The organism is Pasteurella testudinis DSM 23072, assembly GCF_900176075.1.
In the GTDB taxonomy this organism is placed as follows: domain Bacteria; phylum Pseudomonadota; class Gammaproteobacteria; order Enterobacterales; family Pasteurellaceae; genus Chelonobacter; species Chelonobacter testudinis.
On the sequence record NZ_FWWV01000010.1, the window covers coordinates 1 to 15,962 of the forward strand.

Here is a 15,962-nt window from a genome sequence, read left to right on the forward strand (position 1 = left end):
CCCACCTGATTCCATGCCGAACTCAGAAGTGAAATGCCGTAACGCCGATGGTAGTGTGGGGTCTCCCCATGTGAGAGTAGGACACCGCCGGATATTATTGAATAGAACAAGAGCCCTTAGTAGTGATGCTAAGGGTTTTTTGCATTTGGGGAAAGACAAAGGCACGCAATAAAATAAGACATAAGAAAGGATAAAGAAAGTGCGGTTATGATCGCCCTAAAGTTGGACGACAAACCGCACTTTGAACTGTTTAAACTGGATATTTCTGATTAATTGAGTTTTAGATTAGAAGTAATAGTAATGAATTCCAAAACGGTGAGGGTTCTACCGTTTTGGATTGGTAAAGTTATTTGATAATTTTAACGACATCATCAAAATCACGGCGGGTTTTAGCGCGGGCTTCGCCAGCACGATAACCAAAGGCTACCATGACGCTCAGTTTGAATTCTTGTGGGTCATATAACCCTTTTTCAACCAAGGCATTATTTAGTTTCTCAAGTGGAAAGCCCTCGATTGGTGTCGAATCAATGCCAATCATTGCGGCGCTGGTGAGCATATTTGCCAGTGCGATATAGCATTGACGGCTTGCCCAAGCGTAGTATGCTTCTTCGCTATTCAGATTAAATTCGTTTTCGCAGAAATTACGGTAAAAACCCTCGTATAAAGCAAGCACGTCAGCCGGTAATTTCATTACTTCCGTGCGTTGTTGGCGAATGTACTCACTACCGGGTTGCAGCGCTTTTTGTTGGCGTGCCAAAATCACGATAAAATGGCTGCAATCCATAATTTTATCTTTAGCGCCCCAAGCAATATCGCGAATTAACGTTTTGATTTCCGAGTTCTCGATCACTAAAAAACGCCAAGGCTCCAGACCAAATGAGCTTGGTGATAACTGTGCGGTTTGTAGAATAAAATGGAGATCGTCTTGGCTGATTTTTTTATTCGGATCATAGTGTTTACAAGCATGGCGATAGTGATAAGCGTCTAAAATCTGTTGTTTTGATAACATGAGTGTTCTCCTGAAACGGGTTGATTGAGCAAAGTGCGGTTAAAATTGGTGATTATGCTCGAGATTATTCTCCATATTGATCGCGAGGGTACAAGTGAAATTTATTTATCGGTTAAACCATTTGTCGCCGTAGAAAAATAGCGCCATGCCGATAAAAACAACGGCTAAGCCGATAAATTTCCAAATAGTGGCCGGACGTATCGGCATATGGATTAAACCGTAGTGATCAATCAGCATCGCCATGATTAACTGACCGATAATGATAAAAAACAGCATATTGCTGACGCCGACTTTTGGTGCAAGCATAATTGTGGTAAACACGACCAAAGCGCCTAAAGTGCCGCCGGTCCATTTCCACCATTGTTGTTGCGGCAGGTTGAGCCAGATTTCGCTCAGATTGGCTTTAGCCAGCGTAATGGCGAGCAGTACCAGTGTACCGGTGAAAAATGAGATCAGCGCCGCGGCGACAGGTTGACTGCCGACGGCTTTTGCCAATTGGCTGTTGATTGCAGCTTGGGTGGCGAGCGCCAAGCCGGCGGCAAAGGCAATGAGGTAGAAAAGCATCAGATGGCTTCTTCGTTTTCTTCCGCAGTACGGATACGGATCACTCGTTCCACATCGTAGATAAAGATCTTACCGTCGCCGATTTTTCCGGTTTGCGCGGTTTCGATAATGGTATTAACACAGGCATCGACTTGTTCGTCGGCAATCACGATTTCCAGTTTGACTTTTGGCAGAAAATCAACCATGTATTCTGCGCCACGATAGATTTCGGTATGTCCTTTTTGTCGCCCGAACCCCTTGACTTCCGAAACCGTCATACCGGTGATGCCGACATCGGACAGAGCTTCGCGCACGTCATCAAGTTTGAACGGTTTGATAATCGCTTCGATTTTTTTCATAAGGATTCCTTATTTTCCCGACGTGCGGCTTTAGGGCGAAAACTTTCGATGACTTCTGGCACTGTATCAATATAAATGCCATCGATCAACTGCAAGCAGTACGGCACGGCACTAAAAATGCCTTTAACCACCACGTTTCCGTCTTGATCTTTCACTCCTTCCAGCGTTTCTTTAATCGCTTTCGGTTGTCCGGGCAGATTCAAAATTAAGGCTTGTTTGCGAATTACGCCCACTTGGCGTGATAAAATCGCAGTTGGTACAAAATGCAGGCTGACTTGGCGCATTTGTTCGCCGAAACCGGGCATTTCGCGATCAGCAACGGCAAGGGTCGCGTCCGGCGTGACATCGCGTTTTGCCGGTCCTGTGCCGCCGGTGGTTAAAACCAAATGGCAATGCTGCTGATCGACCAATTCAATCAGGGTTTGTTCAATAATGGACTGTTCATCGGGAATCAAGCGGGTTTCCACCTCAAAAGGGTCGCAGAGCGCCTGTTCAAGCCAGGCTTGCAGCTCCGGAATGCCTTGATCCTGATAAACGCCTTGCGAAGCACGATCCGAGATCGAGACCAAGCCGATTTTTAATAAAGATTGGGTAGGTTGTTGCATAGGATTATTCTTTCTTCTCCGTCGCTTCAGTTTCTTGCTGTAATTTTAACTCCTCAATCGCATGGGTCATACTGCGTTGAATCAAGGGTACACGCTCGTCGTCTGGCGGCAGTTGGCGTAGCATCATTTCCCACGACATTAATGCCATTTTGTAATCCTCTTTTTCGAAAGCACTGAATGCCAACAGGCTGAGGGCTTGTACATTATTGTGATCCTGCTTGATCACTTCACGCAGCAACAGTTCTCCGCGCAGTTTATCATTTTCATCTTGCGAGAACATCAATACACGGGCATAACTGAGTTTGTATTCGTTATTGTCCGCTTGCAGGGCGGTTGCTCGTTTATAGCTGTCGAGCGCGAGCTGACCGTTGCCTGCCGCCATGGCGATTTGCCCCAGCAGCCACCAATTTTGATCAGCGTCCGGATTTTTTTGCAAATCGGCACGCAAGGCAATGATGAATCGGTGCAACTCGTCGGTAGTAAGCGGCTGCTCGCGTTCTTCTGCCAAGCGTTGTTGCAAGTGCGGTAATTCGGCGTGCGCCTGTTCCAGCATGCTTTCCGAATGCCAAGAGCCGACGCTGAAATAGGCTAATAGTGCAATTGCCGCTAACGCCAAGGTCACCGAACTGAACCAAATTTTCCCGTTTTTAAGGGAATCGGCGGCGACCGCACTTTGCTGTTGCGGAATGTCATTCAGCAGGCGTTGCTGTAATTCGCTTTGGCTTTGTTGCGGATCGTCGAGCAAGCCTTGTTCGTTATCTTGTTGTAATTCCTGCAAGCGATCGTAGTAAAAAGCTTTGTTCAGATCCTGTTGTTTAACCGCACTTTGCGTATTTTGATTACGACGCAATAACGGGAAAAATGCCACGCCAGCCACCACGAGGGTCAGCAGTAAAAAACTTAACCACAGCACTATTTTTTCTCCTTACTATCGACTTGCAAAATAGCGTCTAAACGTTGTTGATCGATTTTGTGATCGCTGTGTTTTTCACTCGGCAAGTGCGGTTTGCGCCGGAACAGGATAACCACACCGAGCAGCATTAACAGCGCCGGAATCAGCCATAATAACAGTGTGGAAACGGTCAAGGGCGGATCATAGGTGACAAAATTGCCGTAGCGCTGCACCATATAATCAACGATTTCCTGTTTGTCTTTGCCCTGTTGCAGCAGCTCATAGACTTTGGCGCGCATATCGTTGGAAATGGTCGCATTAGAATCGGCAATATTGTTATTTTGGCATTGTGGGCAGCGCAGCTGCTGGGTCAATTGTTGATAAGTCTGTTCCTGTTGCGGCGAAGTGAATTCGTAGCTTTCAATCACCGCAAACGCAGGCAGGCTGAGCAGCAGCAACGCAAAGATTTTTAAATATTGCATGCGCTATCTCCTTGTAATTGTTCAAATAAGGTCTTGAATCGGTCTTGCCATACGCTTTCATTCATATCGCCGGCATAGCGATAGCGGATAATCCCCTTGCAATCGATCAGGAAGGTTTCCGGCGCGCCGTACACGCCCAAATCCAAACCGAGCATGCCTTTTTCGTCCAAAATATTGTATTGGTAAGGATTGCCCAGATTTTTCAGCCACTGCACCGCTTTATCTTGCTTATCTTTATAGTTGATACCGATAATCGTAATATCTTGTTTGGCAAGTTGATTGAGATATTGGTGTTCTGCGTAGCAGGTCGGACACCACGTCGCCCACACGTTTAACAACAGCGGTTTGCCTTGCTGAAACAGTTCATTGCCTTGTGTTGCTTGCTCCGTCAGTAATGACGGCAGTTCAAAGTGCGGTACGGGCTTGCCGACCAATGCCGATTCCAATGCTTTCGGATCTTCACCGGCGGAATTGCGCATTAATTGCCAAGCAAAAACCAAAACCAACGCCAAAAAGGCAAAGAGCGGTAGAAAAAGTTTTTTATTATTCATTATGCACTCCCTTGTTTCGCATTTTCGGGCGTAATTTTGTGCAAACGGCTGTTTAAACGGTAGCGGCGATCGCACATCGACAACAAACCGCCGAGCGCCATAAACACGCCGCCGATCCAGATCCAGCGGATAAACGGTTTGTAATAGAGGCGCACCGCCCACGAATCGTCTTGCAAGCGTTCACCCAATGCAACGTAAATATCGCGGCTGAAACCCCAGTCGATCGCCGCTTCGGTCATGCTCATGCGGCTGACGGTGTAGAAGCGTTTTTCGGCGTGCAAAATGGTTTCCAATTGATCTTTTTTATACACTTCGATCTGCGCTTTAACGCCTTCGTAGTTGGCGCCGTTATCCGGTGTTACCCCTTGGAAAACAAAACGGTAATCGCCGATTTGCGCGCTGTCGCCGCTCTTCATACGCACGTCGCGTTCGACGCTGTAATTTTGGCTGAAAGCGATTCCAAACACTGTCATTGCCACGCCGACATGGGCGGCGATCATGCCCCAATGAGAACGGGATAATTTGGTGATCCCTTTGAAAAACGAATGGCGGTGGGTAGCACGTTGTTGCATTTCATACAAACTAAGCGCGAAAATTAGTACCGCCATCATGGTACCGAGTACAGCAGTGGCGGTAATGCGATCAAACAACAAGTGAGGTAGTGCAAAACCGGCTACGATCATTAACCCAACGCTGATAATTACCGGTTTACGAATGGCACTGAATTGATCACGCCGCCATTTCACCAGCGGACCGATACCTAAAATAAAGGAGAATGGAATCATCAGCATTAAGAACATCTGATCAAAAAACGGTGCGCCGACCGAAATCGAGCCTAAGCCGAGCTGTTTATGCACCAACGGCAATAGCGTGCCGATTAATACAATCGAAAGTGCGGTCATCAGCAATACATTGTTTAACAACAATAAATTTTCGCGTGAATAGCGTTCATAGTGGCTGGTCGAGCGGATTTGGTTGCCTTTCACCGCATAGAGCGCCAGTGAACCGCCGATCACGATCACTAAGTAAGCTAGAATATACAAGCCGCGTGTCGGGTCGGAGGCAAAGGCGTGTACCGATACTAAAATGCCGGAACGCACTAAGAACGTGCCGAGCAGGCAGAGCGAGAATGCCAGAATCGCCAATAAGACTGTCCATGCCTTAAAACTGCCGCGTTTTTCCGTCACTGCAAGGGAGTGGATTAATGCCGTGCCGGCAATCCACGGCATCAGCGAGGCGTTTTCGACTGGATCCCAGAACCACCAGCCGCCCCAGCCTAATTCGTAATATGCCCACCACGAACCCAGCACGATGCCCAGTGTTAAAAACAGCCATGCCGCCAACGTCCACGGACGCGACCAGCGCGCCCATGCGGTATCCAAATTGCCGCCCAACAGTGCCGCAATCGCAAAGGCAAAGGCGACGGAAAAGCCGACATATCCCATGTACAGCAACGGCGGGTGGAAAATCAAACCGACATCTTGCAGTAGCGGATTGAGTTCGCGCCCGTCAACCGGAAAATCCGGAAAAGTGCGGTCAAACGGATTTGATGTGAAAATAATAAACACCAAAAAGCCGATACTGATTAAGCCCATCACCGCCAGCACGCGCGCAATCGCCTCTTGCGGCAGGCTTTTGCTGAACACTGCCACTGCTGCGCCCCACAGCGACAGCAACCAAATCCATAACAACAGCGAGCCTTCGTGAGAGCCCCAAACCGCCGATAAACGGTAGTGCAGCGGCAGGTTGGTATTGGAGTTGTTGACGATATACTGCACGCTGAAATCATTGACCGCGAACAGATACGACAGCGCGATAAAAGAAAAGGTTAGGCACAGAAACAGACTGAAAGTCATCGGTTTTGCCAGTGCCATCAGCGTGCTGTTATTTTTCAGACAACCATAAGCAGGCAGGAGCGTAAGTAGCACTGCCAACGCTAACCCCAAAGCTAAAGCATAATTTCCCAGTTCGGCAATCATTTGTTGGTCTCACTTTTTTGCTGCTGAATGGTTTGTTGCAGATTATGTTGGAATTTTTCCAGACTTTGCTGATCACGCTCCGATACCCCTTTCAAGTCGCCATCGGAAACGCCCATCGGCTGATGCACTTTCTGCATTTGATCTTCCAACTCCGGCGGCACATAATTTTCATCGTGTTTTGCCAAGACTTCATGCGCTTTCAGTGTTCTTTCGTCGAGCAGCACGCCTTGCGCTACGATGCCTTGCCCTTCGCGGAACAGATCCGGCAGAATTCCCTCGTATTCCACCGTGACAGACGGCCCGATGTCGTTCAGATCAAACCGCACTTTCAGACTGTCGGGATCGCGCACCACCGTGCCTTCCACCACCATGCCGCCGATCCGCAAGCGTTGTCCCGGTTGCGGTCGGGTGTCGCTTTTATTGTCTTTGCCGTAAATCACTTCGGTCGGGGTGTAAAACAGATCGATATTTTGCCGCAGGGCATACAACATCAAGCCGACGGCAACCGAGATACCCAATAATACTAACAGCAACAGGCTTAAACGGGATTTGCGTCTCGGGTTCATATTGATTCTCCGTTGTTATTATTCGCTTGTTGTTGTGCCAAACGCTGTTGACGTGCTTGGCGCTGTTGCTCTTTGGCAACCCAAGTTAAAATTTGTTTTTTCTCGGCAAAACTGCTGATGATTAAGATGAACAGTGCCGCGACGGTAATGCCATAGCACAACCAAACATAGAAACCGTGTCCGCCCATATTAAAAAAATCAGACCAAGTTTGGAAAAATGGAGTCATTTTTTCTCTCCTTTTAAAGACTGTTCCGCCAAAGCCAATACCCAAGGGCGTTTTTGTTCTTCTTGTAACAATAAATTGCGGTAACGGATAATGGTCAGCCAAACGGATAAAAACAGGAAACCGAAGATGGATAAAATCAACGGAATTAACATTTCAACCGCCATCGACGGTTTTTCAAATTTGGTGATGGTTGCGCCTTGATGTAGCGTGTTCCACCACTCGACCGAGAAGTGGATAATTGGCAAATTAATCACGCCGACCACGGCTAAGATTGCCGCCGCTTTGGCGCCGCTACGACGATCTTGAAATGCGGAGTAGAGTGCCAAAATGCCTAAATACAGGAATAATAGAATCAGTTCGGCGGTCAGGCGAGCGTCCCATACCCACCAAGTGCCCCAAGTCGGTTTGCCCCAAATCGCACCGGTCACTAAGGCTAAAAAAGTAAACGTTGCACCAACAGGCGCCATCGCGATCATACCGAGATAAGCGTGACGGATTTGCCATACCAAACCGATTGCGCCGGCAATGGCGAGCGAGGCGTAAATCCCCATCGACCAAATCGCCGCCGGCACATGCGGATAGATCATGCGAAAGGCATTGCCTTGTTGATAATCGGCTGGGGCAAAACCCAAGCCCCAAATCCAACTGACGGTGAGCAACAGCAGCGCAAGCACGCCAAAATAAGGCTGGAATTTACCCAGCAGATGATATTGGGTTTCGGCTTTCGCATAAGGGTGTAACCATTTCCACATAGGTTATTTCACTCCATTTCTTTTTAATATTATTTAAAAAAGGTCAACAAATTAATCCAAACTAATACGCAATGCCGCCGCAATTGCAAACGGCGACAACGAGACGGTGAGCGCCATAATCGCGCCCAAAATCGCCAGTTGTCCGCTGTAATTGAGGTTCAGCAACGCGGCATCCAACACCGAAGCAGAAAAAATCAGCACCGGAATAATCAACGGCACAACCAATAAACTCAACAGCACGCCGCCTTTGCGCAATGCCACGGTTAATGCCACCCCGATTGCGCCGATAGCACTCAAGGTTGGCGTGCCGAGCAGTAAGGTCAGCACCAACGCCCACCACACCACTGCGTCCATCGACAGCAATAATGCGGCGATCGGCGACAATAACAATAACGGAAGTGCGGTCAGCAGCCAGTGCGCCGCTACTTTCGCCAACATTGACAGCGGTAACGGATAGGCAAGCAACATCAACTGTTCCAACGAACCATCGCGGAAATCATCGGCAAACAGCCGCTCAAAGGCAAGTAATGCCGACAGCAACGCCGCCACCCAGACCACGCCCGGTCCGATACGCGCCAACAGTTGCGGCTCGGGGCCGATCACCAATGGAAACAAGGTGATCACCAACAGGAAAAACCAGAGCGGATTGAGCAGCTCGGCTTTTTTCTGCCAGGCAATTTTCAGTTCCCGTTTGATAATGCTGTAAAAAATCATAGCGCACGTTACCTTTATTCTTTTTTATGCGACGGCTTTAAACGGCTGCATCGGGAAAATTTGCAAACGTTCGCTGTTCACGTTTTGGTGGCTGGTGAGCAACACGATACCGCCTTGCTGACAATGCCGTTCAAAAAGTGCGGTCAGCTCGGCGCGCCCTTGTTTGTCAATTGCGGTGAACGGTTCGTCCAAAATCCACAATGCGGCGTTGCTCAACCATAAGCGCGCCAGTGCCACCCGTTTTTGTTGTCCGGCGGACAGTTGGTAAACCGCACTTTCTTCGTAACCGCCCAACCCGACGTGGTATAGCGCTTGCCAGATAAGCTCGTCATCTTGTTTGGTATTGCTGATCTGCTGGTAAAAACGCAAATTTTGATAAGGGGTTAATTCGCTTTTCACGCCACTGGCATGCCCCAAATACAACACTTGCGCCAAATAACTTTCACGTTGTTTAAAAATATCCTCTTGATTCCAGAGGATTTTGCCGTGCAGCGGTTGCGACAGCGTAGTCAGCATGCGCAGCAGACTGGTTTTGCCGATGCCGTTATGCCCTTCCAATTGAATCATCTGTCCGCTGGCAAAAGTCGCCGACAAGCCTTCAAACAACAGCTTTTCGCCGCGTTGGCACGCCAGATTGCTTAAGGTTAATTGGTTTTGCGCAAACATCAGATTCACTCGATATCCGTAAAAAATAGAAGCTGAATTTTAGCATAAGTGATTGATTAGTGATAACAATCAATTCAATCAAAAACTACCTCTTTTGGTGTATTTTATACGCTGGTTTTTATCCTAATGCATTGATTTTCAATGTAATGATGCTCAGGCAAGGATTTGCGGCTTATTTGATCTAACGCAAGTCGGGGTGAAATAGGCAAAAGCGTTTGCGCTTAGGCAGTTTATTCCGCCTTTTATCGCACACAAAAAAAGGTGACCTGCTCGGCAAAAACGGACTCTTGAGGTTGTTATCGTGCAGGGAGGGCGATACTCTGTTATGGGACTTTCTTGGTTAAAAAGGAGTGTTTGCGATGAGTGAAAATAGTTTAAAGAAATTAATTGTCGGTACGATTTCGTTAATTTTGGCGATTATCTTTTTCGGCGGTTTTGCCAAAGATTTTATCGGTGGAATTTTTGATTTCAGCAAATTAACCGGACAATTTCCGGAGTGGTTAAAAACCAGTGGCGGGATCAGTGCCAAGGGCGGTTTTCTCTTTGCCTTGACCTTGGTGCCGAGTGTGATGTTGGCACTCGGCTTTGTGGCGGTGTTCGAGCATTACGGTGCGCTGTCGGCGGCATCAAAATGGCTTAACCCGATTTTAAAACCGGTGATGGGCATTCCGGGAAACTGTTCGATTTCCTTGATTGCCAGCACGCAAAGCACAGATGCCGGCAGTTCGACCACCAAATTTTTACGCGAAGAAAAAGAAATCACCCACAAAGAATTGCTGATTTTTGCCGCCTTTCAATTTAGCGCAGGTGCATTATTGACCAACTTTTTATCGTCGTTTGCACCGCTGTTGCTGATCCCCGACAAAGCAGGGCAATTGGCGCCGGTGTCTATTGCGATGTGTTTGGGGATTATTTTTGTGTTTAAGATTTTCGGCGCAAATTTAATGCGGCTGTATGTGAAAAAATTCGTCAAAGACGATGAGGAGGCATGATGAGCCAAGTCAGCAACCAAAACAAACTGATCACCGATATTTTTATCGATGGAGCCAGAAAAGGCTGGAATATCGCCATTACCAATACGATACCCAATGTGTTAATGGCATTTGTGATTATTTACATTTTAAATGCCTCCGGCTTGCTCAAACTGATCGGCGAATATCTGGGTTTTATCATGCTGCCTTTAGGACTGCCCGGGGAAGCGATCGCGGTGGTGATGGCGGCATTTTTGAGCTGGGGCGGTGCGGCAGGGGTGTTGGTCGCGTTGGTGCAGGAAGGGGTGCTTAATGCGCAGGACATTGCGGTGTTGCTGCCAGGTATGGCGTTGGTCGGTTCGACCGTTCAGTATATGGGGCGGATTCTCGGCGTGTTGGGGGTGCCGGGAAAACACTATCTGGTGCTGTTCGGCATTTGTATCGTGAATGCCTATCTTGCGATGTTGTTGATGAGTTTCTTTGTTTAACGGAGGTAAATATGCAACACGAAGAGTTACCGTTGTTTTTAGACGAACTGAAACAGCTGACCGAGATTGAAAGTCCGTCGCACCATATCGAGGGAGTCAATCACGTTGCCGATTGGTTTATCGCCAAAGCGAAAGCGCAACGACTTGAGTATCAAAAAGTTACCATGCAAAATGATACGGTGGCGGAAGGATTGTTTATCAGCAACAACCTTGGGGCGGAGCGTTTCGATATTTTGTTTATCGCCCATATGGATACGGTGTTTCCGCTCGGCACGTTGGCACAAGCGCCTTTTTGCCGACAGGGCGATCGCATTAATGCGCTGGGCGTGATCGACGATAAAGCCGGCGCGTTAATGGCGTTTTATGTGATTAAGGCGCTGGATTTGAATAAATTGAACGTCGGCTTGTATCTGAATTCGCACGAAGAGATCGGATCGTTGTACGCCAAAGAGAGTATCCGCGAATACGCCCGCAAATCCGCTTACTGCTTTGTGATGGAACCGGCAAGGGAAGACGGTTCGATGGTGGCGACCCGCAAAGGGGTGATCACCTACGCGATTGATTTTCACGGGGTGGCGGCACATGCCGGCAATAATCCGGAGCGGGGGCGTTCGGCATTGGTAGAAGCCGCCAATTTTGTGCTGCAATTCTCGAAACTGAATGATGTTAGCGCCGGACACACCTTTAACTGTATTATCACCAACGGCGGAGTAGCACAAAATATTGTGCCGGACTTGGCGGCGCTCACGATTGAAATGCGCTACAGATTGCCTGCTTCGGTTGCGTTTTTTGAACAACGGCTGGCGCAGGTGCTGGATAATCCGCTGCAGGACGGGGTTCGCTATGAAAAGCGGTTGGTGAATCACGAAGCGCCGATGATTGACGAAGTCAACTTGCCGAAAATCAAGCAGCTGTTTGCCGAAGTGGGCGCAGCGCACAATATGCCCATTAAATGGGTTGATGCCGGCGGCGTTAGCGACGGCAATATCGCCTCTTCCGCCGGTTGTCCGACGATTGACGGCTTGGGGCCGACCGGCGGCAATATGCATATGAAAACCGAATATATGCAGATCAGTTCGGTGGTGCCGAAATGCAATTTGGTTATTGATGTCATCAAGCGGCTTTTTAGCTGAGCCTATTACGAAAAGTGCGGTGTGGCAGCCCGTTGCTGATAACGGCAATTGACCGCACTTTTATGTGATCTGTGTCACGCTTATTTCTCGAATTAAAAATAAATGTGATACGCATCACATTATTGAAAACTATCCATAAATATTTAATGTGATACTCATCACAAATTAAATCGATAAAATTTCGCTTTCCATATTAAGCATGCTAATTTTTAGCCATCGTCAAGATCGTACTTTTTATGTACGTTTGAACGTCCCGTTAAACAGACCTTTAACCTAACGCTGAGGTGAACAATGTTATCTGCGAATGCAAAAGTGAAAGTCCAAAATTTTGGCCGCTTTCTATCGAATATGGTAATGCCCAATATCGGGGCATTTATTGCGTGGGGTTTTATTACCGCACTTTTTATCCCGACCGGTTGGATTCCGAATGAAACCCTAGGGGCATTGGTCGGACCGATGATCACCTATTTGTTACCGCTGTTGATCGGTTACACCGGCGGGAAATTGATCGGCGGCGATCGCGGTGCGGTGGTCGGCGCGATCACTACCATGGGGGTGATTGTCGGTTCGGATATTCCGATGTTCCTCGGGGCGATGATCGTCGGGCCGCTGGGCGGTTATGCGATTAAGAAATTCGACAAATGGATTGACGGTAAGATCAAGAGCGGTTTCGAGATGCTGGTCAACAACTTCTCCGCCGGCATTATCGGTATGCTGTGTGCGTTGTTGACGCTGGTGGTGATCGGTCCGGCGGTGAAAGCGCTGTCGCAAGCGATGGCGGCAGGGGTTGATGTGTTGGTGTCCGCCCACTTGTTGCCGTTGACCTCTATTTTTGTCGAACCGGCGAAAATCCTGTTTCTGAACAATGCGATTAACCACGGCATCTTCACGCCGTTGGGCGTGCAGCAATCCGAATCGTTCGGCCAGTCGATTTTCTTCCTGATTGAAGCCAATCCGGGCCCGGGCTTGGGCATATTGCTTGCCTACATCTTCTTTGGCCGCGGCAGTGCCAAACAAACGGCGGGCGGTGCGGCGATTATCCACTTCTTCGGCGGTATTCATGAAATCTATTTTCCGTATATCCTGATGAAACCGCGCTTGATTTTAGCGGTGATTTTAGGCGGAATGGTCGGTGTATTCACTTTAGTGCTGTTTAATGCCGGTTTACGCGCACCGGCTTCTCCGGGATCAATTATTGCCGTGTTGGCGATGACGCCTCCGCCGGCGTTCGTCGGGGTGATTCTGTCGGTTATCGCTTCTTGCGCCACCTCGTTTGCGGTTGCGGCTTTCCTGTTGAAAACCGATAAACAACAAGGCGAAGGCGTTTCGCTGGAAGATGCCACTTCACAAATGAAAGCGATGAAAATGGGCAGTGGCAAAACCGAATTGAGCGGTGCCGACTACAACACACTGCAAACCATTTATGTTTCTTGCGACGCCGGCATGGGTTCCAGTGCGATGGGCGCCAGCATGCTGCGCAAAAAAGTGCAGGCGGCAGGTTTGGATATTCGGGTGGTCAACTGTGCGATTAATGATTTGCCGAGTGATGCGCGCTTGGTGATCACCCACAAAGATTTGACTTTGCGTGCCAAACAACAAGCGCCGGAAGCCACTCATTTGTCATTAACCAACTTCTTGGACAATCCGTTCTATGACAGCTTGGTCAGCGATATCGTGGATAAATCCGGTTCTGGCAGTCATGGCGTTGAAGAAGCGCCGGTCGATGCGGCGCAGCCGTCGGTATTCAAACTGCAAAAAGAGCAAATTTTCTTAGGTTTGAAAGCGGCAAACAAAGAAGAAGCGATTCGTTTTGCCGGTGAGCAACTGGTGAAAGCCGGTTTTGCCAAACCGGATTACGTGCCGGCGATGTTCGAGCGTGAAAAACTGGTTTCCACTTATCTGGGCGAAGGAGTTGCCGTGCCGCACGGTACGATTGAAGCCAAGGACGAAGTGATCAAAACCGGTATCGTGTTCTGTCAGTATCCGGACGGGGTGCAGTTCACCGACGAAGAAGACGGCGTGGCAAAACTGGTCATTGGTATCGCGGCGAAAAATAACGAACATATTGCAGTCGTGACTTCAATCACCAGTGCGTTAGACAGCGAAGAGTCTATCGAGCTGCTGACGACAACAAGCGATGTGGAACAAGTTTTAGCCTTATTAAAGTAACCACTTGAAGTGACTATAAAAAAGAGGGGGAAACCCCTCTAATTCTTTGGCTTATTTGGAGAAGAGATACTATGAAAGCATTACATTTTGGCGCCGGTAATATCGGGCGCGGTTTTATCGGAAAATTGTTGTCGGATTCCGGCATTCATGTCACCTTTGCCGATGTCAACGACACGGTGATCGATTTATTGAACCAACAACAAGCCTATGACGTGAAAATCGTCAGCGAACAGGCGAGTAAAATCGAAAAAGTCGTGCCGGTTGACGGCATCAACTCAAAAAACAGTGAACAGATTATCGAAAAATTCAACCAAGTGGATTTGGTGACAACGGCGGTCGGGCCGAACGTGTTGACGATTATCTCTAGCACGCTTGCCAAAGCGTTGGAAATCCGTTTTGCCGGCGGTAATCAACATTACCTGAATATCATCGCCTGTGAAAATATGGTGCGCGGCACGTCATTTTTAAAACAGAAAGTGCTGGAACATCTCGACCCACAATATCACACCGCACTTGAGCAATATGTCGGTTTTGTCGATTCGGCTGTGGATCGTATCGTGCCGCCGGTGGTGCCGAATGCCGACAATCCATTGCTGGTGACGGTAGAAGAATTCAGCGAATGGATTGTCGATCAAACCCAATTCAAAGGCGAAATTCCACAAATTGCCGGTATGGAATTGACCGATAACTTAATGGCGTTTGTCGAGCGTAAACTGTTCACCTTAAATACCGGCCATGCGGTGACGGCGTACCTAGGCAAGCTGAAAGGCTATCACTTGATCCGTGAAGCGATTGAAGATGACGCGATTAAACAGCAAGTGCGCTCGGTTATGCAGGAAAGCGGGGCGGTGCTGATTAAACGCTACGCCTTCGAGCAGGAAAAACATTTTGCTTACATCGAAAAAATCCTGAAACGCTTTGCCAATCCGTATCTGCCGGACGATGTGGACAGGGTCGGGCGCGAACCGATTCGTAAACTCAGCCCGAACGATCGTCTGGTCAAACCGCTGAACGGCACGCTTGAATACGGCTTGCCGAACGCCACCTTAGCCAAAGCGGTGGCGGCGGCGTTGTGTTACCGCAATGAAAGTGATCCGCAGGCAGTTGAATTGCAAGCGTATATTGCGGATAATGGCGTCCTTCAGGCGATCCGCCACTATACCGGCTTGGGTGAAAGTGCGGTGGTGGACGCGATCGTCGCCAACTACCAACAATTAAGCTAAATCAAGGATTGATTATTTAACACTATGTCTCCGTCTCAAGAGCAGTCTGTTTACGAGCAGTTGAACGATATTCTCGGTTTGCGCGGTTTGATCACCGCTGCGGTCAATATTTTTGATCACGACGTGGAACAGCTGATGCAACGGGTTTTCCGCAAAACGGATTTTGCGGTCAAATCCGTAGTCGACTCGCTGCTCGGCAGCACTGGCCCGCTGGCGGACTTAAGCGTGCGGCTTAAAGTCCTGCTCGGTTTGGGCGTGCTGGCAACGGAGACATATCATGACATTGAACACTATTTGGCATTAAAAGTGCGGTTGAATAACGAAAGCAAGGAGTATGCGCTTTCATCAACCCTCACCCTCGAATTTTTACGGCAGTTGCATTCGGTGGCGGATAAAACCATTTTGCAAAAAATCGAGAATGATTTGCAAACCGCGGCTACGGGCGTGCAAGACAACAAAGACTCCTTGCTATTGCAAGTCAAAACCCTGCGCAGTGAAAAGATTTTGCGCTCGTGTCTGTTGCTGTCGGTCAACACAATTTGCGAACAGTTGCATATCGAAAGCCCGTTGTGATGGATATGCGATCCGAACGATAGCTTGCTTTTTCACCCGTAACCACTACAATCAGCCTCA

The 15,962-nt window shown here is 48.5% G+C and carries 19 protein-coding genes and 1 rRNA gene; 7 read left to right on the forward strand and 13 right to left on the reverse strand.

Annotated features, from left to right (window positions below; translation table 11 throughout):
- A 5S ribosomal RNA gene (gene rrf, locus B8880_RS05380) occupies positions 1–93 on the forward strand; the annotation flags it as partial.
- A gap of 253 nt (positions 94–346) precedes the next feature.
- On the opposite strand, the gene B8880_RS05385 is transcribed toward rrf, so the two are convergent.
- From B8880_RS05385 to ccmA, 13 genes are all read right to left on the reverse strand, one after another.
- Entirely contained in the window at positions 347–1,009 is a 663-nt protein-coding gene (locus B8880_RS05385) for an NAD(P)H-dependent oxidoreductase (RefSeq protein WP_084256600.1), read from the reverse strand.
- A 105-nt stretch (positions 1,010–1,114) separates the two neighbouring features.
- Complete coding sequence (locus tag B8880_RS05390; protein ID WP_084256601.1) at positions 1,115–1,576, reverse strand: DMT family transporter; 462 nt, start codon at positions 1,574–1,576, stop codon at positions 1,115–1,117.
- Complete coding sequence (gene glnB / locus B8880_RS05395; protein ID WP_084256602.1) at positions 1,573–1,911, reverse strand: nitrogen regulatory protein P-II; 339 nt, start codon at positions 1,909–1,911, stop codon at positions 1,573–1,575. Before glnB ends, B8880_RS05390 begins: the two co-directional genes overlap by 4 nt.
- Entirely contained in the window at positions 1,908–2,516 is a 609-nt protein-coding gene (mog, locus tag B8880_RS05400) for a molybdopterin adenylyltransferase (protein WP_084256603.1), read from the reverse strand. Before mog ends, glnB begins: the two co-directional genes overlap by 4 nt.
- Before the next feature lie 4 nt (positions 2,517–2,520).
- Complete coding sequence (gene ccmI, locus B8880_RS05405) at positions 2,521–3,432, reverse strand: c-type cytochrome biogenesis protein CcmI (RefSeq protein ID WP_084256604.1); 912 nt, start codon at positions 3,430–3,432, stop codon at positions 2,521–2,523.
- Positions 3,429–3,890, reverse strand: a complete 462-nt coding sequence (locus B8880_RS05410) for a cytochrome c-type biogenesis protein (RefSeq protein WP_084256605.1) — start codon at positions 3,888–3,890, stop codon at positions 3,429–3,431. The genes ccmI and B8880_RS05410 overlap by 4 nt, the downstream gene beginning before the upstream one ends.
- The gene (locus B8880_RS05415; protein WP_084256606.1) at positions 3,878–4,441 is read right to left on the reverse strand and encodes a DsbE family thiol:disulfide interchange protein; all 564 of its coding nucleotides are present in this window, start codon (positions 4,439–4,441) and stop codon (positions 3,878–3,880) included. Before B8880_RS05415 ends, B8880_RS05410 begins: the two co-directional genes overlap by 13 nt.
- A complete protein-coding gene (locus B8880_RS05420) occupies positions 4,441–6,420 on the reverse strand; it encodes a heme lyase CcmF/NrfE family subunit (RefSeq protein ID WP_084256607.1) in 1,980 nt (659 codons plus the stop codon). The genes B8880_RS05415 and B8880_RS05420 overlap by 1 nt, the downstream gene beginning before the upstream one ends.
- Positions 6,417–6,986: a cytochrome c maturation protein CcmE gene (gene ccmE / locus B8880_RS05425; protein WP_084256608.1), complete on the reverse strand. Its 570-nt coding sequence runs from the start codon at positions 6,984–6,986 to the stop codon at positions 6,417–6,419. Before ccmE ends, B8880_RS05420 begins: the two co-directional genes overlap by 4 nt.
- Entirely contained in the window at positions 6,983–7,213 is a 231-nt protein-coding gene (gene ccmD / locus B8880_RS05430; RefSeq protein ID WP_084256609.1) for a heme exporter protein CcmD, read from the reverse strand. The genes ccmE and ccmD overlap by 4 nt, the downstream gene beginning before the upstream one ends.
- Positions 7,210–7,965, reverse strand: coding sequence for a heme ABC transporter permease (locus tag B8880_RS05435; protein ID WP_084256610.1), 756 nt, complete (start codon positions 7,963–7,965; stop codon positions 7,210–7,212). Before B8880_RS05435 ends, ccmD begins: the two co-directional genes overlap by 4 nt.
- A 51-nt stretch (positions 7,966–8,016) precedes the next feature.
- Positions 8,017–8,679 (reverse strand): heme exporter protein CcmB, encoded by a 663-nt coding sequence (ccmB, locus tag B8880_RS05440; protein WP_084256611.1) that lies wholly within the window; start codon positions 8,677–8,679, stop codon positions 8,017–8,019.
- Positions 8,680–8,703: 24 nt separating this feature from the next.
- Positions 8,704–9,345, reverse strand: a complete 642-nt coding sequence (gene ccmA / locus B8880_RS05445) for a cytochrome c biogenesis heme-transporting ATPase CcmA (protein WP_084256649.1) — start codon at positions 9,343–9,345, stop codon at positions 8,704–8,706.
- A 359-nt stretch (positions 9,346–9,704) separates the two neighbouring features.
- On the opposite strand from ccmA, the gene B8880_RS05450 reads away from it, so the two are divergent.
- From B8880_RS05450 to B8880_RS05475, 6 genes are all read left to right on the forward strand, one after another.
- Entirely contained in the window at positions 9,705–10,337 is a 633-nt protein-coding gene (locus B8880_RS05450) for a nucleoside recognition domain-containing protein (protein WP_084256612.1), read from the forward strand.
- On the forward strand, positions 10,337–10,804 hold the full coding sequence (locus B8880_RS05455) for a YjiG family protein (RefSeq protein WP_084256613.1): 468 nt from the start codon (positions 10,337–10,339) through the stop codon (positions 10,802–10,804). The genes B8880_RS05450 and B8880_RS05455 overlap by 1 nt, the downstream gene beginning before the upstream one ends.
- Positions 10,805–10,815: 11 nt before the next feature.
- The gene (locus B8880_RS05460) at positions 10,816–11,937 is read left to right on the forward strand and encodes a M20/M25/M40 family metallo-hydrolase (protein ID WP_084256614.1); all 1,122 of its coding nucleotides are present in this window, start codon (positions 10,816–10,818) and stop codon (positions 11,935–11,937) included.
- Between the two features lie 291 nt (positions 11,938–12,228).
- Positions 12,229–14,106: a PTS mannitol transporter subunit IICBA gene (locus B8880_RS05465; RefSeq protein ID WP_084256615.1), complete on the forward strand. Its 1,878-nt coding sequence runs from the start codon at positions 12,229–12,231 to the stop codon at positions 14,104–14,106.
- 71 nt (positions 14,107–14,177) lie between these two features.
- Positions 14,178–15,329 carry a mannitol-1-phosphate 5-dehydrogenase gene (locus B8880_RS05470; protein ID WP_084256616.1) on the forward strand — a complete coding sequence of 384 codons (1,152 nt, stop codon included), beginning with the start codon at positions 14,178–14,180 and terminating at the stop codon, positions 15,327–15,329.
- 24 nt (positions 15,330–15,353) lie between these two features.
- Positions 15,354–15,902, forward strand: coding sequence for an MltR family transcriptional regulator (locus tag B8880_RS05475; RefSeq protein WP_084256617.1), 549 nt, complete (start codon positions 15,354–15,356; stop codon positions 15,900–15,902).
- Positions 15,903–15,962: the final 60 nt, after the last annotated feature.

Coding starts and splice junctions, on each gene's coding strand:
- B8880_RS05385 (WP_084256600.1), bottom strand. CDS start 1,009: ATGTTATCAAAACAACAGATTTTAGACGCTTATCACTATCGCCATGCT.
- glnB (WP_084256602.1), bottom strand. CDS start 1,911: ATGAAAAAAATCGAAGCGATTATCAAACCGTTCAAACTTGATGACGTG.
- mog (WP_084256603.1), bottom strand. CDS start 2,516: ATGCAACAACCTACCCAATCTTTATTAAAAATCGGCTTGGTCTCGATC.
- B8880_RS05410 (WP_084256605.1), bottom strand. CDS start 3,890: ATGCAATATTTAAAAATCTTTGCGTTGCTGCTGCTCAGCCTGCCTGCG.
- B8880_RS05415 (WP_084256606.1), bottom strand. CDS start 4,441: ATGAATAATAAAAAACTTTTTCTACCGCTCTTTGCCTTTTTGGCGTTG.
- B8880_RS05420 (WP_084256607.1), bottom strand. CDS start 6,420: ATGATTGCCGAACTGGGAAATTATGCTTTAGCTTTGGGGTTAGCGTTG.
- ccmE (WP_084256608.1), bottom strand. CDS start 6,986: ATGAACCCGAGACGCAAATCCCGTTTAAGCCTGTTGCTGTTAGTATTA.
- ccmD (WP_084256609.1), bottom strand. CDS start 7,213: ATGACTCCATTTTTCCAAACTTGGTCTGATTTTTTTAATATGGGCGGA.
- B8880_RS05435 (WP_084256610.1), bottom strand. CDS start 7,965: ATGTGGAAATGGTTACACCCTTATGCGAAAGCCGAAACCCAATATCAT.
- ccmB (WP_084256611.1), bottom strand. CDS start 8,679: ATGATTTTTTACAGCATTATCAAACGGGAACTGAAAATTGCCTGGCAG.
- ccmA (WP_084256649.1), bottom strand. CDS start 9,345: ATGTTTGCGCAAAACCAATTAACCTTAAGCAATCTGGCGTGCCAACGC.
- B8880_RS05450 (WP_084256612.1), top strand. CDS start 9,705: ATGAGTGAAAATAGTTTAAAGAAATTAATTGTCGGTACGATTTCGTTA.
- B8880_RS05455 (WP_084256613.1), top strand. CDS start 10,337: ATGAGCCAAGTCAGCAACCAAAACAAACTGATCACCGATATTTTTATC.
- B8880_RS05460 (WP_084256614.1), top strand. CDS start 10,816: ATGCAACACGAAGAGTTACCGTTGTTTTTAGACGAACTGAAACAGCTG.
- B8880_RS05465 (WP_084256615.1), top strand. CDS start 12,229: ATGTTATCTGCGAATGCAAAAGTGAAAGTCCAAAATTTTGGCCGCTTT.
- B8880_RS05470 (WP_084256616.1), top strand. CDS start 14,178: ATGAAAGCATTACATTTTGGCGCCGGTAATATCGGGCGCGGTTTTATC.
- B8880_RS05475 (WP_084256617.1), top strand. CDS start 15,354: ATGTCTCCGTCTCAAGAGCAGTCTGTTTACGAGCAGTTGAACGATATT.